Source organism: Ruegeria sp. ABF4_144, assembly GCF_056160045.1.
This window is the reverse complement of the sequence record NZ_JBSWWK010000001.1, coordinates 986,383-1,011,876: the sequence shown is the minus strand read 5'-3', so window position 1 is coordinate 1,011,876 and position 25,494 is coordinate 986,383. Positions and strand designations below refer to the sequence as shown.

Here is a 25,494-nt window from a genome sequence, read left to right as displayed (position 1 = left end):
TCTCCCTCCGCCTCACCTTAGGTAAGCATTGTCGGGCGGGGTACAATCCCGTCTCAGTATGAAACTTTTTTCATAGGCGGGTTTTCACCTGTCAGGCCGGCACACAGTTCCGCGGTTTCGACCCGCGATTAGACACAGCCGTGCCCGGCAACAAAAAAAAGGCCTGCCAGCGTCTCCGCCAGCAGGCCCTTGTTCAACCCTGATCGGGTTAAAGATTACATCCGCGATGCAACGTTTTCCCAGTTCACCAGATTCTCGAGGAAGTTCGACAGGTATGCCGGACGCTTGTTGCGGAAATCGATGTAGTACGAGTGCTCCCACACGTCACAACCCAGCAGTGCGGTCTGGTTGAAGCACAGCGGGTTCACGCCGTTTTCGGTCTTGGTTACAGCAAGCGAACCGTCTGCGTTCTTGACCAGCCATGCCCAGCCCGAACCGAACTGACCGGCACCGGCGGCGCTGAACTGCGACTTGAATTCGTCGACCGAACCGAAGCTCTCGACCAGAGCTTTCTCCAGCTCACCGGGCATGGCGTTGCCGCCGGGGCCCATCATTTCCCAGAACTGGTTGTGGTTCCACAGCTGGCTGATGTTGTTGAAGATGCCGTTCTGCGCGACGGCATTTGCGTCATAGGTGCCGACGATGATCTCTTCCATCGACTTGCCGTCCCACTCGGTGCCGGCGATCAGCTTGTTGCCGTTGTCAACATAGGCCTTGTGGTGCAGGTCGTGGTGATATTCCAGCGTTTCCGCGGACATACCCTTGGCTGCCAGCGCGTCATGTGCATAAGGAAGATCAGGAAGTTCAAAAGCCATCTCGGCCCCCTGTAAAATAAAAGTTGCGGTTCCCAAGGGTTAAATGCTTTGGCAAGCGCCGCAGGTCAAGGGCAGAGATCACAAAACCCGGAGGCAGGGGATGCTGACACAGGCGCGCAAGATGTTCTATCGCGCCCGCGGATACTATGCGGGCAATCTGAACGGAGAGTCATTTCGTCTGGACCCTTACCATTCGAAATTCTGGCGCAAAGCTTCTGATGGCGCGTGGGAACCGGAAACATTCGCCGTGCTGGACAAATATCTATCGCCAGACAGCGATTACCTGGACGTCGGCGCCTGGATCGGCCCCACGGTCCTGTATGGTGCCCGCAAGGCCCGTCATGTCTGGTGTTTCGAACCTGACCCGACCGCCTTCCGGCATTTGGCTTGGAATCTGGACCTGAACGGCATCCACAATGTCTCTGCCTTTGGGGTGGCGCTGTCGGATAAGTTCGGCGTTGCCCGCATGGCCTCGGTTCGCGGAGAGCCGGGCGATTCCACCAGTTCCCTGCTACATGACGGCGAGCATGGGTCCGATGCGCTGACTATTGCGTGGGATCAGTTCGAGGCCGCAAACGATCTTTCCCGCGTGTCAATGTTCAAGATGGATATCGAGGGAGCAGAGTACACTGTGCTGCCAACGCTTGTACCGTTTTTACAAAAACACCGACCTGCGCTGCTTCTCTCAACACATGCGCCTCTTCTGCCCGAAACCGAGCGCAAAGACAGGATGGCAGAAATTTGGGACTTGTTGTCCTTCTACCAGTCCTGCCACCAAAGTGACGGAACTGGTAGAAAAGTAGACGACTTGGCCGAACCTACAGCGCTAGTCGGGTTTCAAACCTATTTGTTTACCAACTGACGAAAACAGCGTTTCCGGCAAGCTTGTCTTAGTTTCAAAACAGGTTCGGAGATGAAACCACTTCGCAGGACCCAACTCCGCTTGGACGGTTCAAGATGTTGGCCTGTGGAAAGCTGGCCGACATTTTGAAAGCGTTTGTTTTGGGGTCAATCGTCGCCGTGTAGGCCACACGAAGCTGTCCGGAACTGGCAGCCATCAGATTAATGCGCCAGGACATCCGGTATTCACCTTTACGCGTTACCTTCAGCTTCGCTTTGGCAGGCGTTTCATCCGGCACGTTCGCCAGTTCATTGGACGACCGGATTGCACCATCATACACACGGGCCTGTTTGGCGTCTGCGTCAACGCTCACCAGTACCCTGCCGGGAATCCATCCGCGGGCTTCCATGCTGTGCAGTTTGCAGTCAAAATTTTGAACTTCGGCGTGGGCTGCTCCGGCAGCGCAAGCCAACGTAAGTGCAGCAAAGAGCGCTTTCATTTACTTGATCCTATAGAGTTACTTTGGTGCTGAGATTGCTTTGCAGCGGCCATTTGCAAAGCCGTCGCGGGGAAGGTACGTGCCGAACGTGCGCGATTTCGCAATGGCTTTCATCGTATTGCGGTTCAGCATGACCGAGAACTCGAGGTCGATCAGATCGATCGCATCGTATCGGCTTTCGTTTGTTGCGTAGGTACGCCCGGATTCCGTGTAGACATAATTCGAACCGACCCAAGCAATAAACAGCACTTTCGGAGTGTCTCTTCCCACCCGTCCAGATCCGGGTTCGGTGGTTATTTTCGGTATCTCGACATCATGCAAAAGGGCGGAGCGACCGAATTCATCTAAGGAAAACACCAAACGCTCTGGTGTTGGGCGGTTCACAATTCCGGGTTCAAATTCGCATTCAAAGCTTTCCTTGTAGTTTTCCGCCACGGCTACTACCGGAAAAGCCGACAAAGCTGCCCACACAAGGGTCAACGCCTTAAAACGACTCATTACTTCTTTCTTTCTCCTACAATTCCTGCCCAGGCTTATGGTGCCCGGATCGCGATTTGTTTTCGCGCAAAACGAAAGTCTTGGCAGCGAAACTCATACCAAAAGTGTAGGGGGGTGCCACCGAATAACAGGTGTCTGGCGGGCCTCAGAGAATTTCTCTCAATCTGGGACATTTGGGTCACAAAAAAACCGCCCGTATGCACGGGCGGTCCAATTTTAATCTGGGTTTTGCGCAGGCTTAGTAAACGCCAACCTCACTGCCCGGTTGTGCTGCAACCTTCAGCAGTTTGAACGCGTAGTCCGCGGCCGAGCGGAAGCACACGACGCGGAAGGTTTCGGCATCGTCCATCCAGAACGCGCCCGCCACCTGCGCCAGACGCGAGCGACGGATCTGGCCGGGCTGGAACGCCTCGGTCGACAGATCAACAGGTGACACCTTGCCCATCACCTCACGCGCGCTTGCGCCCGAGATGCTGAACACGGCGCGCGCGTCCGAGACGTTGACGGCCAACGCGTGGGTGCCGCTAAGGGCGTTGTTCATCGCGGCCAGCTTGGCCTCGACTTCGGCGTAGGGAACCAGCACCAGCAGCTCATCGGTGGACATCCAGCAGACGCCGGTATCCCGATTAACCAGAGCTTCGCGCTGACCGGGCACGTTTTGCCCGGTTGCGTCCTTGACAGCCTTGGCCAGAGCTTTGTCCGATAGGTCACCGCGCAAGGTGATCATTCCTTGCAGGCCGCATTCCGCAACCTTGGCGATGCCCTCATAGCTGGCGTGGTTCAGTGCGCTGATGGGTTCAGACATTCTGCTTCTCCCCGTCTTTGTCGAAGAAGATCGGATCCACGATCTTGGCTTTGTAGATTTTACCGTCGGTGCCCGGGAACTCGACGATCTCGCCCATGCGATCAGGACCGTGCTTGATCAGCCCCATGGCGATACCTTTGCCCAGGTTGGCCGAATAATAGGTCGAGGTCACCCGCCCGATCATGTTGCGCTGACCGTTGGCATTGACGCCGCCGCTAACAGCGTAAGCGCCATCTGGCAGAACCGATCCATCCACAGTCTCGAGCCCGACCAGTTTCCAGCGGTCCGGATCGGCCATATGGGTACGCGAATGGGCACGTTTGCCGAGGTAGTCCTCTTTCTTTTTCGAGAGCGCCCAGTGCAGCCCCAGATCCTGCGGGATCACGGTGCCGTCGGTCTCGTCCCCGATCATGATAAAGCCCTTCTCGGCCCGCAGGATGTGCAGACACTCGGTGCCATACGGCATCACGCTGAACTCTTTGCCTGCGTCCATCAATGCGTCCCAGAACGCCTGCCCCTGAGACGCAGGAACCGCGATTTCATAGGACAGCTCACCCGAGAACGAGATGCGGTAGGCCCGTGCGTCGAACTCACCGATCTTGCCGTCACGCCATTCCATGAAGGGCAGCGCCTCTTTCGAAAGATCCATGCCGCCGCCCGCTTGTGCGTTCAGCTTCTCCAATACCTTGCGGGCGTTCGGGCCGACCACGGCGACCTGAGCGTATTGCTCGGTCACGTTAGCAACATAGACTTTCCAGTCCCACCACTCGGTCTGCAGCCATTCTTCCATGTGGCCATGGATGCGCTCTGCTCCGCCGGTGGTTGTATGGCACAGCCAGGTATCCTCGTCGATGCGGGCAACAACGCCGTCGTCGATCAGGAAACCGTTTTCCGAACACATCAGGCCATAGCGGCATTTTCCGACCTTCAGCGTGGACATCATGTTGGTGTACAGCATGTCCAGGAATTTACCGGCATCCGGGCCTTTGACGATCAGCTTGCCCAGCGTCGATGCGTCCAGCAGGCCGAGGTTTTCGCGGGTATTCTTTACCTCACGATTCACGGCGTCATGCACGGACTCACCGGGACGGACATAGGCATAGGTTCGGCGCCAGTGGCCGACCGGCTCCCAGTCTGCGCCGTTCTTGTCGTGCCAATTGTGCATCGGTGTCTGGCGGATCGGTTGGAACACCTCGCCACGTGCCTCACCGCCGATCGACGCCAGCGAAATGGGCGTATAGGGCGGGCGGAATGTGGTGGTGCCGACCTTCGGAATCTCCGCATCCAACGCATCAGCAAGGATCGCCAATCCATTGATATTGCTCAACTTACCTTGATCGGTCGCCATACCCAACGTGGTGTAACGCTTGGTGTGCTCGACACTTTCATAGCCTTCGCGCGCGGCTAGTTGGACGTCGGATACTTTGACGTCGTTCTGGAAGTCCAGCCAAGACTTCATGCGCAGGCTAATCTCGGCATTGGCAGGCATCAGCCAGACCGGCTCCATCGGAGCTTCAACTGTTGTTTCCCCTTTCGGAGCCTCAGCGGTCTTTGGCGTGAATCCCGCGCCGTTGGCCGCGGCTTCACCAGCGGTCTGCGCATCGGCCAATACGTCACCCAGCGCCAGCGGACCATTGGCCGAACCGGCGGCGACCACAAAGCCTTCGCCATTCGCGCCCAGCGGCGGACGTTCGGGATCCGGACGGAAATGGGCGTTCGCCTCATCCCAGATCAGCTTGCCGCCGCAGTGCGACCACATGTGCACGACCGGGGACCAGCCGCCCGACATGGCAACCGCATCGCATTCAACTTCCTCGCGAGCGCCACCGATGCCTTCTTGATTGCACAGCGCGACCTTCTTGACGCGCTTGCCACCCTTGACCTTGGCGATGGCTTTGCCCGGGTCGACTTGAATACCAAGCTGACGTGCCTCTTCCGCCAGAGGACCGGCGGCAGACCGAGCGTCGACGATGCGCAGAACGTCCAGACCGGCCTGCTTCAGGATGATCGCGGTGCGATAGGCGTCGTCGTTGTTGGTGGCCACGATCACGCGCTCACCCGGAGTTACACCCCAGTTCACCACGTAATCACGCATGGCCGAGGCCAGCATTACGCCGGGCACATCGTTGCCTGCGAAAGACAGAGGACGCTCGATCGCGCCGGTCGCGGTCACGACCTGTTTCGCGCGAATGCGCCACAGGCGGTGACGCGGGCCTTGCACACCCGGAGTGTGGTCTGTCAGACGCTCGTATCCCAGCACATAGCCGTGGTCATAAACGCCTGCACCCATGCAGCGAGTGCGCAGGGTAACGTTGTCCATTGTTTCCAGTTCGGAAACCAATTGTTCCACGAACTTATCCACAGGCTCGCCATCGATGGTGCCACCGTCAACCGGAGCGCGACCACCCCAATGCGCGGTCTGTTCGATCAGCATGACCTTAGCGCCGGATTGCGCAGCAGCTTTAGCAGCCTGCAGGCCAGCCACACCGCCGCCGATCACCAAAACATCGGTGAAGTGGTAGAAGTGCTCATAGGTATCCGCGTCACGGCTGTCCTTGTCGGGCGCTTTGCCCAGACCGGCAGACTGACGGATGAACGGCTCGTAGACGTGTTTCCAGAACGGTTTCGGATGGATGAACGTCTTGTAGTAGAAACCGGCCGGCAGGAAGCGCGCAAACGCGGTGTTCACGGCACCGATGTCGAATTCGAGGTTCGGCCAGTGGTTCTGTGAGATCGCGGTAAGGCCGTTGAACAGCTCGGTCGTGGTGGTGCGCTGGTTCGGCTCGAACCGGTTGCCCTGCCCCAGACCGACCAGAGCGTTCGGCTCTTCCGCGCCGCTGGCGACAACGCCGCGCGGACGGTGATACTTGAACGACCGGCCCACCATCATCTGATCGTTGGCTAACAGGGCCGAGGCGAGTGTGTCGCCTTCGTAGCCCTGCATCGAGGTGCCGTTGAAGGTAAAGGTGACCTGTTTCGACCGGTTAATCAGCCGGCCCTGTTTTGCGAGACGGGTGCTCATGTTGCGGACCTTTCGCAGGTGGAGGCATCAAAGCCCCCGGCGGGAATATTCTTGAAAAGACGGAGCATCAGGAGAACTCTCTCCATGTCCATCCCGGACGTTTGGCAGTGATGGCGTCCTTGATCTCTTGCGGCGGCTCGGTGGTTTGGGCAGAATACGTGCCGAATACTTCAAGCGTGCTCGTGCAGCGGGCAGCGTGGAACCACTTGCCGCAGCCATTCGCATGGCGCCAGCGTTCAAAGTGAACACCTTTGGGGTTTTCACGCATGAACAGGTAGTCGTGGAAATCGTCATCCGACGAGCCCGGTCCGAAACGCTTCAGATGCGCTTCGCCACCAGCGGCCAGTTCGGTTTCTTCGGCATCGACGCCGCAATAGGGGCAATTCAGGATCAGCATATGGTCATCCTTTTTGGCGGTCGGTCGGCACAAGGGCCGACCTGAATTCTGTTAGCGGGCCATCTTGGGCAGAGCCCTTAGTGGGCCACCCCGGCGGCGACGCTTTCGTCGATGAAGCGACCCTCTTTGAAGCGGTCGATTGTAAAGGCTTCGGTCAGCGGTGAATGGCCTGTCGCCATCAGCTGAGCCATGCCCCAACCGGACCCCGGGATCGCCTTGAAGCCACCGGTGCCCCAGCCACCATTGATAAAGCAGCCCTGCAGCGGTGTTTTCGACAGGATGGGCGAGCGGTCGCCGGTCATATCCACGATACCACCCCACTGGCGCAGCATCTTCAGGCGCGAGATCATCGGGAAGGTCTCGACCAGAGCGCGGACCGTTTCCTCGATATGGTGGAAGGAACCGCGTTGGGTGTAGTTGTTGAACCCGTCGGTACCGCCACCGATCACCATCTCGCCCTTGTCGGACTGAGACATGTAGCCGTGAACGGTGTTGGCCATAACGACCACGTCCATACACGGTTTGATCGGCTCGGACACCAGCGCCTGCAGGGCTACGGCCTCAAGCGGCAAACGGAAGCCTGCCATTTCGGCCAGCTGACCGGAATGACCCGCGACAACGATACCCAGCTTGTCGCAGTCGATGGCACCTTTGGTGGTGTCCACACCCACAACGCGACCGTTGTCCGAGCGTACGCCGGTCACTTCGCACTGCTGGATAATATCCATGCCCATCGCCGAACACGCACGCGCATAACCCCAAGCCACAGCGTCGTGACGGGCGGTGCCGCCGCGTTCCTGCCAGAGACCACCCAGCACCGGATAGCGCGGGCCTTCAAGGTTGATGATCGGCACCAGCTCTTTCACGCGCTCGGGCGTGATCCACTCGGTTTTGACACCCTGCAACGCATTTGCATGCGCCGTGCGCTGATAGCCGCGGATCTCATGCTGGGTCTGTGCCAGCATGATAACGCCGCGCGGGCTGAACATGACGTTATAGTTCAGATCCTGACTAAGGTCCTCGTACAGGCTGCGCGCTTTTTCATACAGCGCCGCCGACGGATCCTGCAGGTAATTCGACCGGATGATGGTCGTGTTCCGGCCGGTGTTTCCACCGCCCAGCCAGCCCTTTTCGATAACGGCGACGTTCTGAATGCCGTAGTTCTTGCCAAGGTAGTAGGCTGTCGCCAGACCATGTCCGCCGGCGCCAACGATGATGACGTCATAGCGTTTCTTGGGTTCGGGCGAGCGCCACGCGCGTTCCCACCCGGTGTGATAGCGCAGGGCCTCCCGCGCCACAGCAAAGGCTGAATAGTGTTTCATGAGCGAATCCATCCGGTTCGGTGATTGGCGCAGATATGCCGTGTGCGGACAGTTTACCCCTGCCGCACAACGCCACAATATCGAACTATTGCGACATCGGCTCGATTATTGCGACATGACGTCGTTGCGCGGCCATTTGCCCCTTTTTTCGTCCTGCCGAGAGGTCTAAGTCAGGGCAGCCATATCGGAGTAGCCATGTCGTTCCTGGTCGTGACAATACTAACCGCGCTGCTGACGGCGCTGATCCTGGGTCTTTCCTTGCTGCGCGGGCGCAAAACGCGCGAACCCGCCGCCGCCTATGATCTGCGGGTCTATCGCGAACAGCTGGCCGGTGTTGATAAGGATCTGGCCCGTGGTGTGATTGGCGAGGCCGACGCCGAGCGCGTACGTACGGAAATCTCTCGTCGTATTCTGGCCGCCGACGCGCAGGTGCAGGCAGGTGCCAAACAGGCCGGGGCGCCGTTGTGGGCGACCGCTGCTGCCTTTGTCGTCATCTCTCTGGTCGTAGTTGGTGGGGGTGCTGAAATGTACCGCCAGATGGGGGCTGCCGGGCTACCGGATCAGCCTCTGTCGTTGCGCAAAGCGCAGGCTGAATTGCTACGCGCTGATCGCCCCAGTCAAGCCGAAGCCGAAGCCGCCGCACAACCGACCGAGACACCACAGCTGGACGAAAGTTATGCCAATCTTCTCGGCCAGTTGCGCGATACTGTCGCCGAACGGCCGGACGATCTGCAGGGTCACATCCTGTTAGCCCAGCATGAGGCGAACGCAGGCAACTTCCCCGCCGCCTACAAAGCACAGCGACGCGTGATCGAGCTCTCGGGCGATGAAGCCCCCGCCGACGCCTATTCGCATCTGGCCGAGATGCTGATCCTGTCCGCAGGCGGCTATGTCTCGCCCGAGGCGGAAGAGGCCTTGAAGCAAGCGTTGCAACGCGATCCACGCCATGGCCCGGCACAGTATTATTTGGGACAAATGATGGTTCAGGTCGGGCGCCCCGATATCGGGTACCGCATCTGGGTCGATGCTCTGCGGGATGCCCCGGCCGGTGCGCCTTGGGGGAACGCCATACGTGCCCAACTGGACGAACTGGCCTTCCGCGCGGGTGTGTTCAACGCTCCGGACATCCCTGCCCCAGCTGATACCGGCCCCAGTCAGGAAGACATGGAGGCCGCCGCCGCTCTGACCCCGGAAGAACGGCAAGAGATGATCCTTGGCATGATCAACCAGTTGTCGGATCGTCTGGCCACCGAAGGCGGCTCGCCCGAGGAATGGGCCCGCCTGATCGCCGCTCTTGGTGTGGTTGGCGACAGTGAACGAGCCTCTGGCATCTATGAGGAATCCCAATCGGTGTTTGCTGGCAACACGGACGCGCTGGAAATTCTGGCTGCTGCCGCCCGTCAGGCCGGGGTCGCCCAATGATCCACGACGCGTTCGAAGACTTCGCGGCCGCGCTTCCGCCCATGACCGCGCTGATGGGGCTGGATCTGGGGGAAAAGACCATCGGCGTCGCGGTCTCGGATCGGATGCGTGGTGTCGCCAGCCCATTGGAAACCGTGCGGCGCAAGAAGTTCACACTGGACTCGGCCCGCTTGCTTGAGATCATCGCCGACCGTGAAATCGGCGGAATCATCCTCGGCCTGCCGAAAAATATGGACGGAACCGAAGGGCCCCGCTGCCAATCGACCCGTGCTTTTGCCCGAAACCTTTCGCGCCTGACCGAGGTTTCGATCGGGTTCTGGGACGAACGACTCAGCACAGTTGCGGCCGAAAAGGCACTATTGGAGGCGGATACGACACGAAAACGTCGCGGAGAGGTTATCGATCACGTTGCCGCTGGCTATATTCTGCAAGGAGCGCTGGACAGGCTGCGCTTTCTGTAACGGACGGAGTATGCCGATGACAAACATGGTTTGGAAAAGGAACGAGGTCGAAAGCCCGTGCGTCCAAATTTGTGTTGTCCACCCGACCGAACGCATCTGCACCGGCTGTTACCGCACAATCGACGAGATCTCGCGCTGGTCCAAAATGGACAGTAGCGAGCGTGCAGAGATTATGGACGAACTGCCCTCGCGCAAGCCCCGTCTGGCCAAGCGCCGCGGCGGTCGTTCCGCGCGGATGAACAAAACTTAACCCACTTCTCGAAAGACGGCTTGAACTGAACCTGCGCCGCTGCAGGCTGGTGTGAACTTCGAGGGGGTCAAGTTCGAACACTTTTTGTGAGTGAGTGGCAGTCCACAGCGGCGCGCTTCAGAATATGTATTCTCCCGCAGTGGTCCGGCGGAAGAATGCAACCTGTGTAAATTGCTTGACCAATCAGTCAAGAAAAACGAGAATTTTACCTTTCGTTACGTTACGTCACTTTCGAAAGGTTACAGTTTTCAACCAGCTGCAAGCCATGCCTTGGCATTTTCGAAGTCCTCTGAGGGAAAGAATTGGGTGCGCGTTCCTAGTATATGGCTGGCTGCTTTCTGTGCGATATGCTGCCAGGTTTTGTCCCCAACGATCGCCGCACGGTTCAGCATTCCAACGTGTTTGCGCACCAGTTGGAAATGCGAGGCTAGCGCCGTAAGCCCCTGCCAACCATCAAATTCCCGCAGATCAACCAAAAGTCGGAATCCGTTTTTGCCTGCCAGCAATTTGTCCAGATCCTCTTCGGCCCGCGCGTATTCCTCGGGGTCCAGCTTGCCCAGCAGGCTGATCTGAACGCAGGGACTGCCCAGATCGATCACATGAATGGCGCCGAGAGACTCCCGCATCCAACGCCGTGCGGCCTCCAATTCAGACAATTCAAAAACCTGAACCGGGCATGGCAGGATCGGTGAGGCCAGTCGGATACCAGTCTGCACCCAGCTCTGATCCGCGGCCACAGCAATACGGTCGAATCCGCGCCAATGGCTGAGGCCCAGCTTGGTGTCTGCCCAAGCCGCGCCCAGATCGTAACCTTTGAACTCGGGCTGAACGACGGCCAGCAGGCGCACCGTGTCGTGTTCGGCCAGTGCAGCCTCAATCGCGGGGACCAGTGTGTCGCTGTAATCGCTGCTAGTCACCTCGCCTGACAGCTCAACCTCAAGCAGCGCACCGTCGGAATTCTTGTGGATCGTAATCATCTGGCAAAACCTCCAAACCTTAATAAGGACAGGACGTTAGGCGGATTCGATCCATTCGGCTACTCCCCCTGAGCATTCAGGGCGGAAATAAGCGATCATCCGTCCATCCGGCCCCGCCGAGGCCCTCTCGCCCCATGGTGCGACGCCGTGCAGGCAGTGACGATGTAGAAGATAGGCCTCACCCGGTTTGGCGAATAGTTCGATGCGTGGACAGGTGTCGAACACCTGGCGGCGGGCGGACTGATAGATATCCGTAATGTCGACCTGATGCAGCGCATCGCGGGGATGATCGTCCAGCGCGCGTTCGAACGCAGCGCGCAGGATCTTATGGCTGCCTTCCCACAGTACCATGGGGGCCGCATCCGCGCTGGCTTCTGTCAGCGGGATGCCCAGTATCCAGGCATGAGGCTCATCCACCCGTCGCCGCCGATCCGGCCCCATCGGCCGCAACCCATCCACATGCGCCGCATCCCGATTTAACCGATACCTCGAAGCGCTTTCGCCCTCACCCCGCCTGGGACGCGGATATCCCGGATAAATGACTGAGACCTGTCCCTTGTGCAAAGGTAGCTCTCCGTACTGCCGGATAACGAAATCCATGGCCTGCCCGGATAGCGCGCCTGACTGCCCGACCCGGCCTTGTGGGTCGTTGTCCAGGGCGTCCACTCCGATGAACCACGTGCCTTCGCAATCCAACCATTCTGCATGGGCCGGATCTGTGACCGACGCCCGTGCCGCGGGCAGCGCGTGCCCTACCCATTCCGCCAACGCCGGATCATAGGGAAACTTGACCCAGCCCTTTTCGTGAAAATCACTCACAAGCCCAGCGCCTTGCGCAGCATGTTCAGGGCAACAAGCGTTAGGAACACCGCAAAGACGCGCTTGAGCGGCTTGGGGTCCATCGCATGGGCCAGCTTTACCCCCCAAGGCGCGGTGATCATCGTCATGGCAACAACGATGGCAAAGGCAACCAGATTGACCGCGCCGATGGTCAGCGGCGGGCGGTGTTCAGGCGCGATATCCAGAAACAGAAAACCCAAGACCGAAGGCACTGCAATAATGACGCCGAACCCGGCTGCGGTGGCCACGGCGCGGTGAATGGGCGTGTTGTACAGGCTCATCAGAGGCACACCGAAACTGCCGCCTCCGATCCCCATCAGGACGGACAGAAATCCTACGGACGGCGACAGCACCACGCGTCGGATCCCTTTGGGCATGGCATCGCCCAGCCGCCATTCGGACTTACCCAGCCCAAGATAGGCCCCAATCACCATCCCCAGAACGCCGAACAGCGCCTGCAGCGCCTCGGTCCGCAGTGCCGAGGCGACCAGCACACCGACAATAGCTCCCACGGCAATCCCCGGCCCCCAGCCGCGCAGGATATCCCAATCCACTGCGCCCTTCTTGTTGTGCGCCATCACAGACCGCAATGAGGTCACGATGATCGTGGCCAGAGAGGTCGCCAGGCACAGCTGCATCAACTGCGGGCCGCCATAGCCAAGCGTCTGGAATGCATAGAAAAACGCGGGCACCAGTACAATGCCTCCACCAACGCCCAGTAATCCGGCCAGCACACCAGCCAGCGCCCCGATCACAAGCAAAAGGCCCAGCATTTGGGCCAGCAACATCGTCTCGGGCATCTTTCCCCCTTACCGATCTTCGTTCGTTCAAGCCTCGGCCAAAGGCGCCACACGTTCCAGCGCCTGTAGCATCACCTCGGGGCCTGCACCCTCGTGCACCGCACCTTCGGACAAGGCGCGCCGCCACGCTCGCGCACCGGGGCGCCCGGCAAACAGGCCCAGCATATGACGGGTGATCTGGTGCAACCGCCCGCCTTCGGCAAGGTGACGTTCCACATAGGGCACCATTTTTTGAACAACTTCAATCGGGTCGGCCACCTGCCCCGTTCCGAAGATCACCGGATCAGCCCCGGCCAGAATATCCGTCGGCTGGTGGTAAGCCGCCCGCCCGATCATTACACCGTCCAATCCGGCATCAAGATGCGTAAGCGCCTCATCCAACGAGGCAATGCCGCCGTTGATCGATATGTGCATATCCGGAAACGTAGCCTTCATCCGATGCACCAGATCATAGTCTAGGGGAGGAATATCGCGGTTCTCTTTAGGGCTCAGCCCCTGCAACCACGCCTTTCGCGCGTGGATCGCAACCCTTTCGCATCCGGCTGCGCGGATTTGTTCCAGAAAGGCGGGCAACACTTCTTCGGGGGTCTGTTCATCCACGCCGATGCGGCATTTTACGGTCACGTCCACATCCACCGCTTCGCCCATGGCAGAGACACATTCCGCGACCCGACCCGGGTCTTTCATCAACACCGCTCCAAACGTGCCCGATTGCACCCGATCCGAGGGGCAACCGCAGTTCAGGTTGATCTCATCATAACCCGCATCCGCCCCGAACCGCGCCGCTTGTGCCAGCTCTTCCGGATCAGAGCCACCCAGTTGCAGCGCGACCGGATGCTCTTGCGGGTTATAATCCAACAGATGCATCGCCCCACCCCGCACCAACGCCGGAGCCGTCACCATTTCGGTATAAAGCAACGCCTGCCCGCTCAGCAGTCTGTGTAGGTAACGACAGTTCTTATCTGTCCAATCCATCATCGGAGCCACGCTTAAACGCGCCGCATTTTGTGCGTTTTTTTTCACAGCGGTAGTTCCACTTCCGACGGTGCCGTTTAACACGCCCCGGGTATTCCGTTTTCCGGGGGATCGATTCGAGTGCGCTAGGGTGTAGCACATCCGCCGGGAACGGACAGCGTGTTCAAGTCCATGGTCGGGCTGAAGGAATACCTCGTGACCTAAACATCCTTTTGACCAATCACCCTTGTGCGGCCAACTTGTCCATCAGGCCAAAGCCGCGCGCGGCAGCAACTGGGTTGAAGACTTCCACGTACTCCGTGATCTCACCAATCTCATTGAACTTGAAAGTCGAGTAGTAGTCGTTGTTATACCACCCCGCGTCATTCTTCAGCTTGATGCGGCCTGAGTAGCGAACGAAGACCCCCTGCCCGTCTTCCATCGCGCAAACCTCGTGTATAGAGAAGGTCATGCCGTCAAAGTTTGGGAAGGTCGGCGCCCAATACGCTTTGATCGCATCACGACCTTCAGCGCCGGTTGGAAAGACGCCGCAGTGGTAAGGATTGACGTGCACACCTGCCTCGGCAAACAGCGCGGCCACCGCAGCCGCGTCTTCGGCTTCCAATGCCTTAAAAAGGGCGCGCGCGGTGGACTTATTACGTTCGGCAATCGTGGTCATGTCATTGTTCTACGTCACCAGCCCGCTGAGCGGCCAGAGCAACCAGATCGCGAGAGCCGGTTTCCCACAATGCGGTCATAGTCAGCCCTGAAACCTTCCAACCCTCGGTATCGCGAACCAACGTGTAGTCGTATCGCCCGCCCAGAACCCAGAAATCCTTGTCAATCCTATGCGTCGCGGTGAAGTCAGCCTGTGCGGTCGCCAGGTCACCCTCGATCGAGACAATGGTTTCGTTGGTGACCATATGGTGCGTCACGTCGAACCCCGGCAGAAAACCGGACCACTGCGCGATGATATCATCCGCAGCCGAGGTGGCGGGTTCACCGCCCCACAGGCTGGTATAGTCCAGCGTGACCTCATCGGCGAAAGCGCCGCGCACACGGTCCCAGTCATGCCGATCCGCGCCGGCTGCTATGCTGGTAATTGCTGTATTGATCTGGGCGGCATCGTCCGCAAAGGTCGGTGAAGCTGCAGCAGCCGTGGCGGCTGCCAAAATCGGCAAGAGTTTCATTGCTCGTCTCCTACAAGTCCTGGGGAGGTTAAGGCCGCAGCACTAAGGCAGCGCTACGGCCTGCACTCGGGTTAGTTGCCTTGCGCCGAACCAGCTGCGAAATGCGCCGCGACCGTATCGGCGGCGCGGGTCACGTCCTCGGGGTTGTCATAGAAATCGAACTGCGTGACGTCTTCCAGCATCTGCAGCGTCGCGTCACCCGCGAAGCCATCCAGGAAGCTGCGTACTCCCTGCGGGATGGCGGCCGATTCCGAATGCACAACAGCCAAGGGCTGCGTTAGACGACCGGGATTTTCCACCGGGTAATATGTCAGCCAGCCTTCCCAGCCCGCATTGTTCCACTGGTTGTCATATTCCGGGATCGCACCGCGTTCGGGCTCATAATAATAACCACCGATCGGCATCAGCACGCCTTCGGCCCCTTCGGGACCAGCGGCCGGGATGATCTGGCCACCTGCGGCCTCGGCAGCGCGGCTGACCTCAATCAGGCCCGAAACGCCTTCGGCACCGCCGTAAACCGCTTCGACGATCTCGGCGTTCTGCAGCCAAGGTGCGACAAGACCGATCCGCTGTACCAGTTCATTCCCAGACACCGCGTCGACCATGTATCCGGCCGAGGCGCAGATCCCCAGACCGTTGATCTGCGCCGCATCAACCTCGGGGAGAGTGGCGACAAATTCGAACGCCGCGCGAATGTCCGAGGTTTTCGCCTCGGGGCTTTCGACAAATCGAACATGCTGCGGCAGGTCACCGGACTTGCCCCAGCCGCGGAAATCGAAGGTGAAGGCCGCAAAACCGCGGCCGACCATTTCCTCGGCATAGACGCGGGGCATCTGTTCCTGCACAGATGTCCAGGCGCCGGTGACGACGACGACGGGCAGTTTCTGGCCCTCATATCCTTCGGGCAGGTAGAGCGTGCCCGACAAAGTCGCACCTTCGTTCTCGAAGGTAACGGTGCGGGTTTCAACCTGTGCCATTGCGGCGGTCGAGGCCATAAGTAGCGCGGCGGTTCCAAGGGCTGTTTTCTTCATTGCCGTATCTCCTGATCTCGTGTGGTGAGAACCTCACCGGATGACCAGAAAACTACGCCCAGCGCCCGCAGATTGATTGAACGAGGCAGCCCGAGTTTTGAAGGATCGCGCTATTTCTTGTCGGAAACGTGCTGCGCACGGAACTCTTTGGGTGTCTGCCCCGTGATTTTTTTGAAGCTACGCGAGAAATGCGCCTGATCGGCGAAACCACATGTGGCCGAGACCTCGGCAAAGCTTTGATCCCACTCAGACAGCATCCGGGTCGCCTGTTCAATCCGATAAGCCATGACGTATTGCATGGGTGTAGTGCCCAGCGTTTCTTTGAATACCCGGTTGAAATGGGATTTGCTCATCGCGGCGACAGCCGCCAGATCATCGACCGTGATTGTCTGATCCAGATGCGCGCGAATATGGGCCAGAACCTTGTTGTAATGAACCGAGGTGAACCGTGCGCTCAGCGCCACGTCCTCGGGTCGACGGCGGCCGTACTTCTGCAGCAACTTGACGAGAAAAACGCGGCTCATCGCCTCGAACATCACGGCCGAGGACATGTCATCACTCTCAAGCGCATCGCGCAGGATGACGCCGGCGGCGCAAAGATCGGGGTCGGAAAACAGCGGGAGGTCTTCGAACTGTTTCGGCTCCAACAACATCCCAAGCTCGGATTGCGCAAATTTCTCGACCTTTTGCGGGTCGATTGTGATGACGATGACGTTCGATTTCGCAAACCAACGCCAGCCCGACCGTGTGCCCGCTGGAGTGACTATGATGTCATGCAAGTTAAAGCTGAAGTCCCGCAGCTCTCCGTTTCGCATGTTTTGCACGCGATGGGGATCGGGCTGCAGGTTCAAAAGGATGTGGTGTTCGTCAAAGATGTCCTCGGGCATAGTCCCGGGATCGGCTTGAAAATACCGGACTGACATCAACGCGGCCGCCGACATATGCGTGGCCTCTTCGCTGTTCAGCAGCGGGGCGGATGGGTAAATCTGGTCATATAACCGCGGCAAGGTTACGCGCCCTTTGAACTAGTAGCGGACCGTATGCGCAGCCTGCACGGTCTACGCCCCGGCACCTAGCCTGACACCTTTACGCCATAGCGGCTGAGGATCAGATCAACGCTGCTTTCGATGGTCTCTGCCATGTCCTGCTTGCTCAGCACCCCCCCGGTGAACATCATCGGCCAGAACGCCTTGGCCTTGATCAGGCCGATGAACTCCTGCCCGGCCCGCTCGGGGTCTTCGACATGCAACTGCCCATCATCTGCCGCATCTTTCAGCATGGCGACAAAGATCGGTGTCTTGTCCAGCTTGCCCTGTGCGGCCGCCGCCATCTCAGGGTTGCGCAAAGTCTCACTGATCACCATCCGCGCCATTGCGATGACCTCGGGCATCATCAGAATCCGCCCTTCGGCCCAGGCAAGCTCGGTCAACTGTTCACGGATATTGCGCCCCGGCTTGTACCTGATATCACGAACAGTAGCGAAACGGTTGGACAGCTCGACCACAATCGAACGATACAGGTTTTCCTTGCTTTCGAAATACTTGTAAAGTGTACGCTTTGAGACTTCGGCACGAGTGGAAATGCGGTCCATACTGGCGGCTGCGAATCCCTTTTCCTGGAATTCAGCCACGGCGGCTTCGATGATCTGGGTCTGTTTGGGCGCATTCGGTGCGCAGCAATCGCTCATGTTTCAAAGCTATAGACCTATTGACGGAGCAAGGTCAAACACTAGGTAAACCCACGGGTTTACAAGTGCGAAAACGCCACCTATGGTAAACCCGCCAGTTTACCGATTCAGGTAACCAGCCCAACATGGAGAGACCCCCATCATGGCCTTGACCTTGAAACTAAACGGCGAGACCCACACGGTCGACGCCGAACCCGGCACCCCCCTGCTGTGGGTGATCCGGGATGAGCTTAAGCTGACCGGAACCAAATTCGGCTGCGGTGTTGCATCCTGCGGCGCCTGCACGGTGCACCTGAATGGTGAGCCCGTACGCTCGTGCCAGACTTATATCGAAGACGTCGAAGATGCCGAGATCACCACGATCGAGGCTGTCGGTGACGACAAGATCGGCGCGGCCATTCAACAGGCCTGGGTTGAACTGGACGTGGTCCAGTGCGGCTATTGTCAATCCGGCCAGGTAATGTCGGCGGTTGGCCTGTTGTCCGAGAACCCGAAGCCGAGTGTCGAGGAAATCGACGATTACATGTCCGGCAACGCCTGCCGTTGTGCCACCTATCAACGCATTCGCGCGGGTATCCAGCGCGCGTCTGAGATTCTGGAGGCCTGATCCATGACCATCAACACTTCCCGCCGTGGATTTCTGAAAGGCGCCGCCGCTGCCGGTGCCGTGCTGCTGGTTGGCGCGCGCCCCGATGGCGTGTTGGCTGCCGGGTCGACCGAGACCACTCAGTTCAACCCGTTCGTGAAAATTGATGCCAACGGCACCGTGACCGCCATCGTCAAGCATTTCGAAAAAGGTCAGGGCCCTGCAACCGGCCTGCCGACGTTGATCGCCGAAGAGATCGGCCTGACCATGGACCAGATCGAATACGAATTCGCGCCCTCTGATCCTCAGGTCTATAACAACCTGCTGTTTGGCCCCTTCCAGGGTACAGGCGGTTCGACCGCGATGGCGAATTCGTGGATGCAATACCGTCAAGCTGGCGCCGCCGCGCGCGAAATGCTGATCAATGCCGCCGCCCAAAGTTGGGGCGTCGATGCGTCTGGCATCACCATCGAGGAAGGCATCGTCAAAGCAGGCGACAAGTCGGCCCCGATTGCAGACTTCGTGGCCGCGGCGTCTCAGCTGGAAGCTCCGGCCGAGCCGCGCCTGAAAGACCCGTCCGAATTCCGCCTGATCGGCAACGAAGCGGTACGCCGCAAGGACTCGGCGATCAAAGGCAACGGTCAGGCGATGTACGCAATGGACGTTCACCTGCCGAACCAGATGGTTGCCATGATCAAGCGCCCGGACTCGAAAGGTGGAATTGCCAAGGGTTTCGATGATAGCGCCTCGAAAGAGGTCAAAGGCTATATTAACGCTGCCGTTCTGCCCAATCAGTCGGGTGTGGCGGTCTATGCCGAAAACACTTGGGCCGCGATCCAGGCGCGCGACGCGCTTGAGGTGGAATGGGATATATCCGCTGCGGAAACCCGAGACTCGGACCAGATCAAGGCCGAGATCATGACCGCGCTGGATGCCGAACCCACGTATAACGTCAACCAGGCGGATTTGGCAGCGGTGTCGGCGGCCATCGATGGGGCGGACAAGGTTGTCGAAAAGACCTTCTACTTCCCGCTGCTGGCCCATGCCCCGATGGAGCCGCTGAACTGCACCATCGAGCAGACCGCCGAAGGCGACATCGTGCTGCATGACGGCGCTCAGATGCCGACCGGGCCGCATATGGCCTATCAGCAGATCTTCCAGTTGCCGCCCGAGAAAATCCACATCAAGACCATGCTGGCCGGTGGCTCGTTCGGTCGTCGCGCGACCCCCGATGCGGATTATCAGGTCGAGGCCGCGCTGGCCTTTGTCGTCACCGACCGTTCCCGCCCGGTAAAACTGGTCTGGACGCGCGAGGATGACATCCGCAGCGGGTACTATCGCCCCGCCTTCGGCCATAAGGTCCGGGTTGGGCTGGACGCCGAGGGCAACATCGTCGGATGGCACCATCAGGTTGCCGGGCAATCGGTCATCAAAGGCACACCGTTCGAAGCGGTCCTAGTGCATGATGGCATCGATCACAGCTCGGTCGAAGGGGTTGCCGACAGCCCCTACAAGATCCCCGGAATGGCTGTGGGCCTGACCGACACGCCCAAAGCTACAACGGTTCTGTGGTGGCGCTCGGTAGGCCATACCCACACCGGCTATACGATGGAGGCCATGATGGATCTCGTCGCCGAGGCTGCAGGCCGCGACCCGGTCGAGTTCCGCCTGGCGCATCTGGTCGACACCAGCGACGCGGATCAGCAACGCAAAGCAGGCGTGCTGAAACTGGTCGCTGAAAAAGCGGGATGGGGCAACGCACCCGCAGGCCGGGCACAGGGCATCGCGGTACACAAGTCCTTTGGGTCCTATGCCGCGCAGGTTGTAGAGGTTTCGGGCGATCCGGAAAACGGCGTCAAGATCGAAAAGGTCACCTGTGCCGTGGATTGCGGTATTGCCGTGAACCCTGACGTGGTGCGGGCACAGATGGAGGGCGGTATCGGCTATGGCATCGGCCACGTCATGCGTGACCAGATCACCCTGACCGGTGGGGTCGTGGACCAATACAACTTCCCGGATTACGAGCCACTGCGCATTGGCGATATCGCGGCGATTGACGTCCATATCGTGCCATCCGCCGAAGCTCCGACCGGTGTCGGCGAACCCGGCACGCCACCCTCGGCCCCTGCCCTTGCCAACGCGATCCGGGCGCTTTCGGGCGTCAAGGTAACGTCGTTGCCGATGGCTGAAAACGGCGTCAACTTCGTCTGATGCCTACTTGCTCCGCGCCATCCCCCTCTGGCGCGGAGCACTCTGCCTTTATCACGCAGGCTATTAATTTGATCAAATTTAGTGACAAGGCGCGCGGTCTCGATTACATCTCGGACATCTTGAGTGATGGAGACCCCGATGGACCTGAGCGCCCTGCACAGTTTTCGCGTCGCCGCCTGTGACCTGAATGGTCAGATGCGTGGCAAGCGTGTCCCGCCTTCTTACGCCGACAAACTGGACAAAGGGACGGTGCGGATGCCGTTCTCTGCGCTGAACGTCGATCTGTGGGGCGCGGATATCGACGGCAGCCCTTTGGTCTTCGAATCTGGCGATGCGGATGGAATGCTGCTGCCTACGGATCGCGGCCCGGTGCCGATGCCATGGCTTGCGGCAGATACTGCGCTGGTTCCCATGTGCCTGTATGACGATGCTGGCGTCCCCTTTGCCGGAGACCCGCGGCACGCTCTGGCCGCGGTGTTGGAGCGGTTCGCGCAACGCGGCTGGTCCGTCATCGCGGCGACCGAGCTGGAGTTCACTCTGCTTGATGCGTCTGGCACTCAACCGCAGCCTCCAATCAATCCGGTGACCGGTCGCAGGCTGGCGGATGAATCCGTCCTATCCATGGCGGAAATGGACGCGTTCGATGCCTTCTTCACCGAACTTTATGACGGCTGTGCCGCGATGGGCATTCCCGCGCAAACCGCCATCTCGGAAAGCGGTATCGGCCAGTTCGAGATCAACCTGAACCATCAGGAAGCGATGCGCTGCGCTGATGATACTTGGCTTTTCAAGACCTTGACGCGCGGCCTTGCCCGCAAACATGGGTTTACGGCCACGTTCATGTCCAAGCCTTATGCCGATGATGCAGGCAACGGAATGCATGTGCATTTCTCGGTCTTGGATGATCAGGGGCGAAACGTATTCGACGATGGCGGGCCAGAGGGCACCGACCTGCTGCGCCACGCCGTTGCCGGATGCTTGGCGGCGATGCCCGGATGCACTCTGATCTTTGCCCCACACGGCAATTCCTACACGCGCCTCGTGCCCGGCGCGCACGCCCCGACCGGCGCAAGCTGGGCCTATGAGAACCGCACCGCCGCCCTGCGCATTCCTGGCGGCGCCCCCGCCGCGCGCCGGATCGAGCATCGTGTCGCGGGCGGTGATATTAATCCCTATCTGATGCTGGCCGCCGTACTGGGGGCTGCGATGAACGGGATTGAGGACGAAACCGAACCCCCCTCGCCAATCTCGGGCAACGCTTATGAAATCGACGGCTTGCCACAACTGGCGGGAGATTGGGCCTCGGCGATTACCGCCTTTGAGACCGACCCGCTGGTCGCGCGCATCTTTCCGGACGACTTGATCCGCTTCTTCGCCATGACCAAGCGGCAGGAGATCCGGCGCTTTGCTGAGCGCCCCCCGGATGAACACTGGCTCAGCTACCTCGAGGCAGTATGACCCCCTTGCCCGACCGGATGCGGTGGGCTAGAATAAATTTGATCAAATTTGGTGACCCATGAAAATCGGCATCCTAGTGACCGGCCATCCGCCCGACGAATTACGCGACCAATTCGGTGCCTATGACACGATGTTTCGCGCTCTACTGGACGGAAACGGCTTTGAGTTTGAAAGCTTTGCTGTCGTCGACAATCAGTTCCCCGACAGCGCGGATCAGGCCGACGGTTGGATCATCACCGGTTCGCGCCACGGTGCGTATGAGGATCACGCATGGATTCCTCCGCTTGAAGACCTCATTCGCGATATCCAAAAAACTGGCAAACCCCTGATCGGGGTCTGCTTTGGCCACCAAATCATCGCGCAGGCACTTGGCGGCAAAGTCGAGAAGTTCTCTGGCGGCTGGGCCATCGGGCGAACAGACTACGACTATGACGGACAGACGGTGACCCTTAATGCATGGCACCAGGATCAGGTTGTTGATTTGCCCGAGGGGGCCAAGGTGACCGGTTCTAACGCGTTCTGCCGCAATGCCATGGTGGCCTATGGCGACACGATCTGGACCGTTCAGGCGCACCCGGAATATGGTGACGGCTTTATTTATGGCCTGATGGAAACACGCGGAAAGGGCGTGGTGCCCGATGACCTGATGCAGGCCGCAACCCATCGCCTGCCCACTAAGGATGACAACCCGGTGATTGGGCAACAGATGGCAGAGTTTCTGAAGAAAGAGAGGGCGTGATGGCCGACTGGAAAGATCAGCTGCCACAGGCAGCCCGGACCTATATCGAAGGCCAGCGACTGGACGAGGTCGAGTGCATTATCTCGGACCTGCCCGGTATCGCGCGGGGCAAGGCGGTGCCTGCGTCCAAATTTGCCAAACAGGCTTACTTCCATCTGCCTGACAGCATCTTTTACCAAACCATCACAGGTGATTGGGGCGAGGCCGCGGGCGAAGACGGGTTCATCGAACGGGACATGATCCTCAAACCCGATTTCACGACCGCGTCGGCCGCGCCGTGGACAGGTGACTGGACGCTGCAGGTGATCCACGACGCCTATGACCGCGACGACAACCCGATCCCGTTCAGCCCGCGCAACGTGTTGAAGCGCGTGGTGCAGCTGTATCACGATAAGGGTTGGAAGCCGGTTGTCGCGCCCGAGATGGAATTCTTTCTGGTCGCCCCAAACGTCGACCCGGCGCAGGGGATCAAACCGATGATGGGCCGGTCGGGCCGTCCGGCAGCGGCGCGCCAGGCCTATTCGATGACCGCCGTGGACGAGTTCGGCCCGGTGATCGACGACATCTATGACTTCGCCGAGCATCAGGGGTTCGAGATCGACGGCATCACCCAGGAAGGCGGCGCCGGTCAGCTGGAGATCAACCTGCGCCACGGCAACCCGGTTAAGCTGGCCGACGAAGTGTTCTACTTCAAACGCCTGATCCGCGAGGCCGCCCTGCGCCACAACTGCTTTGCAACCTTCATGGCGAAACCGATTGAGGATGAGCCAGGTTCAGCCATGCACATCCACCACTCGATCATCGATGTGGAAACCGGGCAGAACATCTTCTCCGGGCCCCAAGGTGGTGAGACGGACGCGTTCTATCACTTCATTGCCGGACTGCAGAACCACCTGCCCGCCGGTCTGGCGGTGATGGCGCCTTATGTGAATTCATATCGCCGCTACGTGAAAGACCACGCGGCGCCAATCAATCTGGAATGGGCGCGTGACAACCGCACCACAGGCATTCGCGTACCTCTGTCCAGCCCCGAGGCACGGCGCGTGGAAAACCGCATCGCCGGGATGGACTGCAACCCCTATCTGGGCATCGCGCTGTCGCTGGCATGTGGATATCTGGGCCTGACCCAGCAGGAACGCCCGCGCCGTCAGTTCTATGGCGACGCGTACGAGGGCGACGGTGATATCCCGCAGGTCATGGGCAACGCGCTGGACCTGTTTGATGAGGCCACTGCCCTGCACGAGGTGCTCGGCCCCGAATTCGCCCGCGTCTATGGCATCGTTAAACGCGCCGAGTATGAGGAATTCCTGCAGGTCATCTCTCCGTGGGAGCGTGAGCATCTGCTGATGAACGTCTGAGGCGCGCGATGAACTTGCTATATGCCAATGACCGCAAGGCCGAATATCCGGCCAGCTGGTACGCGGCGACTGCCAATTCGATGGATCGGTTTCCTACTCTGACAGGGGAAGTGAAGGCGGACGTGTGCGTGGTGGGTGGTGGCTATACCGGCCTGTCCGCTGCGCTGCATCTGGCCGAGGCCGGGTTTGACGTGGTGCTGCTCGAGGCGCATCGGGTTGGTTTCGGGGCATCGGGCCGGAATGGCGGTCAGCTGGGCAGTGCGCAGCGGATGGATCAGGAAGACCTTGAGAGGCTGGTCGGCGATGACGACGCGGCGAAGCTTTGGGATTTGGCCGAGGACGCCAAGGATCTGGTCAAGTCGCTGATCACCAAACATCAGATCGATTGCGATCTGAAACCCGGCGTTGCGGTTCTGAGCCTGAGCAATTCGGAACGGGCTGAACTGCATGACCACGCGGCGCATCTGTCTGGCCGCTACGGATATGACCAGATGGAACTGCTGGACGAAGGCGCGGGTCACGCCCTGTGCCCCTCGCCCGCCTATCGTGGCGGGTATTTGGACATGGGGGCTGCGCATCTGCACCCGCTGAATTTCGCGCTGGGTCTGGCGCAAGCGGCCGCGAAGGCTGGAGTGCGAATTTACGAAGGCACTGAAGTCACGGGTGTTAACGAGGCAACCCCGGCCATCGTCCACTCTGAGCAAGGCAAGGTGACAGCTGACCACGTTATTCTGGCCTGCAACGGCTATCTGGGTGATCTGAACGGCAAAGTGGCCTCGCGCGTTATGCCGATCAACAACTTCATCGCAGCGACCGAACCTCTGGGTACAGACGCCGCCCGCGTCCTGACCCGCGATGTTGCGGTCGCCGACACCAAGTTTGTAGTGAACTATTTCCGCCTCAGCGCCGACAATCGGCTGTTGTTCGGAGGAGGCGAAAGCTATGGCTACCGCTTTCCCTCTGATATCGCCGCAAAGGTCCGCAAACCGATGACTGAGATTTTCCCGCATCTGCGCGACGTGAAGATCGACTATGCTTGGGGCGGCACTCTGGCGATCACCATGCGGCGGATGCCTTATCTGGCGCGGGTTACACACAATATCCTGACCGCTTCGGGTTATTCCGGCCATGGCGTCGGCACCGCAACCCATGCCGGACAGTTGATGGCGCTGGCCATTCAAGGTCAGGCCGAAGGATTCGATACCATGGCCCGCGTTCCCGCCCAGCCCTTCCCCGGCGGCGCCGCCCTGCGCAGCCCCCTGCTGGTACTGGCGATGACCTGGTTTGCGCTGCGGGATCGCCTCGGGGTCTGATCTTAAGGAATTGCAACA

Annotated in this window: 25 protein-coding genes and 1 pseudogene; 10 read left to right on the top strand and 16 right to left on the bottom strand. The window is 59.5% G+C overall.

What is annotated here, in order from left to right; all coding sequences use genetic code 11:
* Window positions 1–215: 215 nt before the first annotated feature.
* Entirely contained in the window at window positions 216–815 is a 600-nt protein-coding gene (locus ACXAGD_RS05240; protein WP_475208910.1) for a superoxide dismutase, read from the bottom strand.
* A 100-nt stretch (window positions 816–915) separates the two neighbouring features.
* Between ACXAGD_RS05240 and ACXAGD_RS05235 the strand changes: the two genes are divergently transcribed.
* Window positions 916–1,677 carry an FkbM family methyltransferase gene (locus tag ACXAGD_RS05235; RefSeq protein WP_475208909.1) on the top strand — a complete coding sequence of 254 codons (762 nt, stop codon included), beginning with the start codon at window positions 916–918 and terminating at the stop codon, window positions 1,675–1,677.
* A gap of 34 nt (window positions 1,678–1,711) precedes the next feature.
* On the opposite strand, the gene ACXAGD_RS05230 is transcribed toward ACXAGD_RS05235, so the two are convergent.
* From ACXAGD_RS05230 to ACXAGD_RS05205, 6 genes are all read right to left on the bottom strand, one after another.
* Window positions 1,712–2,155 carry a hypothetical protein gene (locus ACXAGD_RS05230; RefSeq protein WP_475208908.1) on the bottom strand — a complete coding sequence of 148 codons (444 nt, stop codon included), beginning with the start codon at window positions 2,153–2,155 and terminating at the stop codon, window positions 1,712–1,714.
* Window positions 2,156–2,173: 18 nt separating this feature from the next.
* Window positions 2,174–2,590, bottom strand: a complete 417-nt coding sequence (locus ACXAGD_RS05225) for a hypothetical protein (RefSeq protein ID WP_475208907.1) — start codon at window positions 2,588–2,590, stop codon at window positions 2,174–2,176.
* A 301-nt stretch (window positions 2,591–2,891) separates the two neighbouring features.
* Complete coding sequence (locus ACXAGD_RS05220; protein WP_475208905.1) at window positions 2,892–3,458, bottom strand: sarcosine oxidase subunit gamma; 567 nt, start codon at window positions 3,456–3,458, stop codon at window positions 2,892–2,894.
* Window positions 3,451–6,480, bottom strand: coding sequence for a sarcosine oxidase subunit alpha family protein (locus tag ACXAGD_RS05215; RefSeq protein ID WP_475208903.1), 3,030 nt, complete (start codon window positions 6,478–6,480; stop codon window positions 3,451–3,453). Before ACXAGD_RS05215 ends, ACXAGD_RS05220 begins: the two co-directional genes overlap by 8 nt.
* 67 nt (window positions 6,481–6,547) lie before the next feature.
* On the bottom strand, window positions 6,548–6,877 hold the full coding sequence (locus ACXAGD_RS05210) for a sarcosine oxidase subunit delta (protein ID WP_475208902.1): 330 nt from the start codon (window positions 6,875–6,877) through the stop codon (window positions 6,548–6,550).
* Window positions 6,878–6,954: 77 nt separating this feature from the next.
* On the bottom strand, window positions 6,955–8,199 hold the full coding sequence (locus ACXAGD_RS05205) for a sarcosine oxidase subunit beta family protein (protein WP_475208901.1): 1,245 nt from the start codon (window positions 8,197–8,199) through the stop codon (window positions 6,955–6,957).
* A gap of 195 nt (window positions 8,200–8,394) precedes the next feature.
* Here ACXAGD_RS05205 and ccmI point away from each other — a divergent pair, with 195 nt between their 5' ends.
* From ccmI to ACXAGD_RS05190, 3 genes are read left to right on the top strand one after another with little or no spacing between them, the layout of a single operon-like run.
* Window positions 8,395–9,621 carry a c-type cytochrome biogenesis protein CcmI gene (gene ccmI, locus ACXAGD_RS05200; RefSeq protein ID WP_475208900.1) on the top strand — a complete coding sequence of 409 codons (1,227 nt, stop codon included), beginning with the start codon at window positions 8,395–8,397 and terminating at the stop codon, window positions 9,619–9,621.
* Entirely contained in the window at window positions 9,618–10,082 is a 465-nt protein-coding gene (gene ruvX, locus ACXAGD_RS05195; protein WP_475208899.1) for a Holliday junction resolvase RuvX, read from the top strand. The genes ccmI and ruvX overlap by 4 nt, the downstream gene beginning before the upstream one ends.
* A 16-nt stretch (window positions 10,083–10,098) precedes the next feature.
* Window positions 10,099–10,332: a DUF1289 domain-containing protein gene (locus ACXAGD_RS05190; RefSeq protein ID WP_475208898.1), complete on the top strand. Its 234-nt coding sequence runs from the start codon at window positions 10,099–10,101 to the stop codon at window positions 10,330–10,332.
* A 248-nt stretch (window positions 10,333–10,580) separates the two neighbouring features.
* Here ACXAGD_RS05190 and ACXAGD_RS05185 read toward each other — a convergent pair whose 3' ends face one another.
* The 9 genes and pseudogenes from ACXAGD_RS05185 to ACXAGD_RS05145 form a co-directional block, all read right to left on the bottom strand.
* Window positions 10,581–11,309: a SpoIIAA family protein gene (locus tag ACXAGD_RS05185; RefSeq protein ID WP_475208897.1), complete on the bottom strand. Its 729-nt coding sequence runs from the start codon at window positions 11,307–11,309 to the stop codon at window positions 10,581–10,583.
* Window positions 11,310–11,345: 36 nt separating this feature from the next.
* The gene (locus ACXAGD_RS05180) at window positions 11,346–12,128 is read right to left on the bottom strand and encodes a hypothetical protein (protein WP_475208894.1); all 783 of its coding nucleotides are present in this window, start codon (window positions 12,126–12,128) and stop codon (window positions 11,346–11,348) included.
* On the bottom strand, window positions 12,125–12,949 hold the full coding sequence (locus ACXAGD_RS05175) for a sulfite exporter TauE/SafE family protein (RefSeq protein ID WP_475208893.1): 825 nt from the start codon (window positions 12,947–12,949) through the stop codon (window positions 12,125–12,127). Before ACXAGD_RS05175 ends, ACXAGD_RS05180 begins: the two co-directional genes overlap by 4 nt.
* 27 nt (window positions 12,950–12,976) lie before the next feature.
* The gene (gene dusA, locus ACXAGD_RS05170; RefSeq protein ID WP_475208891.1) at window positions 12,977–13,972 is read right to left on the bottom strand and encodes a tRNA dihydrouridine(20/20a) synthase DusA; all 996 of its coding nucleotides are present in this window, start codon (window positions 13,970–13,972) and stop codon (window positions 12,977–12,979) included.
* A 172-nt stretch (window positions 13,973–14,144) separates the two neighbouring features.
* Window positions 14,145–14,582 carry a nuclear transport factor 2 family protein gene (locus ACXAGD_RS05165; RefSeq protein ID WP_475208890.1) on the bottom strand — a complete coding sequence of 146 codons (438 nt, stop codon included), beginning with the start codon at window positions 14,580–14,582 and terminating at the stop codon, window positions 14,145–14,147.
* A 1-nt stretch (window position 14,583) separates the two neighbouring features.
* A complete protein-coding gene (locus ACXAGD_RS05160; RefSeq protein ID WP_475208889.1) occupies window positions 14,584–15,093 on the bottom strand; it encodes a nuclear transport factor 2 family protein in 510 nt (169 codons plus the stop codon).
* Between the two features lie 71 nt (window positions 15,094–15,164).
* Window positions 15,165–16,136 (bottom strand): annotated as a pseudogene (locus ACXAGD_RS05155) (alpha/beta hydrolase); the annotation flags it as partial.
* Between the two features lie 98 nt (window positions 16,137–16,234).
* The gene (locus tag ACXAGD_RS05150) at window positions 16,235–17,131 is read right to left on the bottom strand and encodes a helix-turn-helix domain-containing protein (protein WP_475208888.1); all 897 of its coding nucleotides are present in this window, start codon (window positions 17,129–17,131) and stop codon (window positions 16,235–16,237) included.
* Between the two features lie 65 nt (window positions 17,132–17,196).
* Window positions 17,197–17,811, bottom strand: a complete 615-nt coding sequence (locus tag ACXAGD_RS05145; protein WP_475208887.1) for a TetR/AcrR family transcriptional regulator — start codon at window positions 17,809–17,811, stop codon at window positions 17,197–17,199.
* Window positions 17,812–17,953: 142 nt separating this feature from the next.
* Here ACXAGD_RS05145 and ACXAGD_RS05140 point away from each other — a divergent pair, with 142 nt between their 5' ends.
* The 6 genes from ACXAGD_RS05140 to ACXAGD_RS05115 all read left to right on the top strand — a co-directional run bounded on the left by ACXAGD_RS05140 (window position 17,954) and on the right by ACXAGD_RS05115 (window position 25,476).
* Window positions 17,954–18,418, top strand: a complete 465-nt coding sequence (locus tag ACXAGD_RS05140) for a (2Fe-2S)-binding protein (RefSeq protein ID WP_475208885.1) — start codon at window positions 17,954–17,956, stop codon at window positions 18,416–18,418.
* Window positions 18,419–18,421: 3 nt separating this feature from the next.
* On the top strand, window positions 18,422–20,608 hold the full coding sequence (locus ACXAGD_RS05135; RefSeq protein ID WP_475208883.1) for a xanthine dehydrogenase family protein molybdopterin-binding subunit: 2,187 nt from the start codon (window positions 18,422–18,424) through the stop codon (window positions 20,606–20,608).
* 138 nt (window positions 20,609–20,746) lie between these two features.
* A complete protein-coding gene (locus ACXAGD_RS05130) occupies window positions 20,747–22,066 on the top strand; it encodes a glutamine synthetase family protein (RefSeq protein WP_475212499.1) in 1,320 nt (439 codons plus the stop codon).
* A gap of 58 nt (window positions 22,067–22,124) precedes the next feature.
* The gene (locus ACXAGD_RS05125) at window positions 22,125–22,805 is read left to right on the top strand and encodes a type 1 glutamine amidotransferase (protein WP_475208882.1); all 681 of its coding nucleotides are present in this window, start codon (window positions 22,125–22,127) and stop codon (window positions 22,803–22,805) included.
* Window positions 22,805–24,163, top strand: coding sequence for a glutamine synthetase family protein (locus ACXAGD_RS05120; RefSeq protein ID WP_475208881.1), 1,359 nt, complete (start codon window positions 22,805–22,807; stop codon window positions 24,161–24,163). Before ACXAGD_RS05125 ends, ACXAGD_RS05120 begins: the two co-directional genes overlap by 1 nt.
* Window positions 24,164–24,171: 8 nt before the next feature.
* Complete coding sequence (locus tag ACXAGD_RS05115) at window positions 24,172–25,476, top strand: NAD(P)/FAD-dependent oxidoreductase (protein ID WP_475208880.1); 1,305 nt, start codon at window positions 24,172–24,174, stop codon at window positions 25,474–25,476.
* The last annotated feature ends 18 nt before the right edge of the window (window positions 25,477–25,494 follow it).

What these genes read in the sequence shown, in the direction of transcription:
- ACXAGD_RS05120 (WP_475208881.1), top strand. Translation starts at nt 22,805, where the DNA reads ATGGCCGACTGGAAAGATCAGCTGCCACAGGCAGCCCGGACCTATATC.
- ACXAGD_RS05135 (WP_475208883.1), top strand. Translation starts at nt 18,422, where the DNA reads ATGACCATCAACACTTCCCGCCGTGGATTTCTGAAAGGCGCCGCCGCT.
- ACXAGD_RS05125 (WP_475208882.1), top strand. Translation starts at nt 22,125, where the DNA reads ATGAAAATCGGCATCCTAGTGACCGGCCATCCGCCCGACGAATTACGC.
- ruvX (WP_475208899.1), top strand. Translation starts at nt 9,618, where the DNA reads ATGATCCACGACGCGTTCGAAGACTTCGCGGCCGCGCTTCCGCCCATG.
- ACXAGD_RS05160 (WP_475208889.1), bottom strand. Translation starts at nt 15,093, where the DNA reads ATGAAACTCTTGCCGATTTTGGCAGCCGCCACGGCTGCTGCAGCTTCA.
- ACXAGD_RS05235 (WP_475208909.1), top strand. Translation starts at nt 916, where the DNA reads ATGCTGACACAGGCGCGCAAGATGTTCTATCGCGCCCGCGGATACTAT.
- ACXAGD_RS05145 (WP_475208887.1), bottom strand. Translation starts at nt 17,811, where the DNA reads ATGAGCGATTGCTGCGCACCGAATGCGCCCAAACAGACCCAGATCATC.
- ACXAGD_RS05115 (WP_475208880.1), top strand. Translation starts at nt 24,172, where the DNA reads ATGAACTTGCTATATGCCAATGACCGCAAGGCCGAATATCCGGCCAGC.
- ACXAGD_RS05185 (WP_475208897.1), bottom strand. Translation starts at nt 11,309, where the DNA reads ATGATTACGATCCACAAGAATTCCGACGGTGCGCTGCTTGAGGTTGAG.
- ACXAGD_RS05215 (WP_475208903.1), bottom strand. Translation starts at nt 6,480, where the DNA reads ATGAGCACCCGTCTCGCAAAACAGGGCCGGCTGATTAACCGGTCGAAA.
- ACXAGD_RS05140 (WP_475208885.1), top strand. Translation starts at nt 17,954, where the DNA reads ATGGCCTTGACCTTGAAACTAAACGGCGAGACCCACACGGTCGACGCC.
- ACXAGD_RS05230 (WP_475208908.1), bottom strand. Translation starts at nt 2,155, where the DNA reads ATGAAAGCGCTCTTTGCTGCACTTACGTTGGCTTGCGCTGCCGGAGCA.
- ACXAGD_RS05190 (WP_475208898.1), top strand. Translation starts at nt 10,099, where the DNA reads ATGACAAACATGGTTTGGAAAAGGAACGAGGTCGAAAGCCCGTGCGTC.
- ACXAGD_RS05205 (WP_475208901.1), bottom strand. Translation starts at nt 8,199, where the DNA reads ATGAAACACTATTCAGCCTTTGCTGTGGCGCGGGAGGCCCTGCGCTAT.
- ACXAGD_RS05210 (WP_475208902.1), bottom strand. Translation starts at nt 6,877, where the DNA reads ATGCTGATCCTGAATTGCCCCTATTGCGGCGTCGATGCCGAAGAAACC.
- ccmI (WP_475208900.1), top strand. Translation starts at nt 8,395, where the DNA reads ATGTCGTTCCTGGTCGTGACAATACTAACCGCGCTGCTGACGGCGCTG.
- ACXAGD_RS05220 (WP_475208905.1), bottom strand. Translation starts at nt 3,458, where the DNA reads ATGTCTGAACCCATCAGCGCACTGAACCACGCCAGCTATGAGGGCATC.
- ACXAGD_RS05240 (WP_475208910.1), bottom strand. Translation starts at nt 815, where the DNA reads ATGGCTTTTGAACTTCCTGATCTTCCTTATGCACATGACGCGCTGGCA.
- ACXAGD_RS05130 (WP_475212499.1), top strand. Translation starts at nt 20,747, where the DNA reads ATGGACCTGAGCGCCCTGCACAGTTTTCGCGTCGCCGCCTGTGACCTG.
- ACXAGD_RS05175 (WP_475208893.1), bottom strand. Translation starts at nt 12,949, where the DNA reads ATGCCCGAGACGATGTTGCTGGCCCAAATGCTGGGCCTTTTGCTTGTG.
- ACXAGD_RS05165 (WP_475208890.1), bottom strand. Translation starts at nt 14,582, where the DNA reads ATGACCACGATTGCCGAACGTAATAAGTCCACCGCGCGCGCCCTTTTT.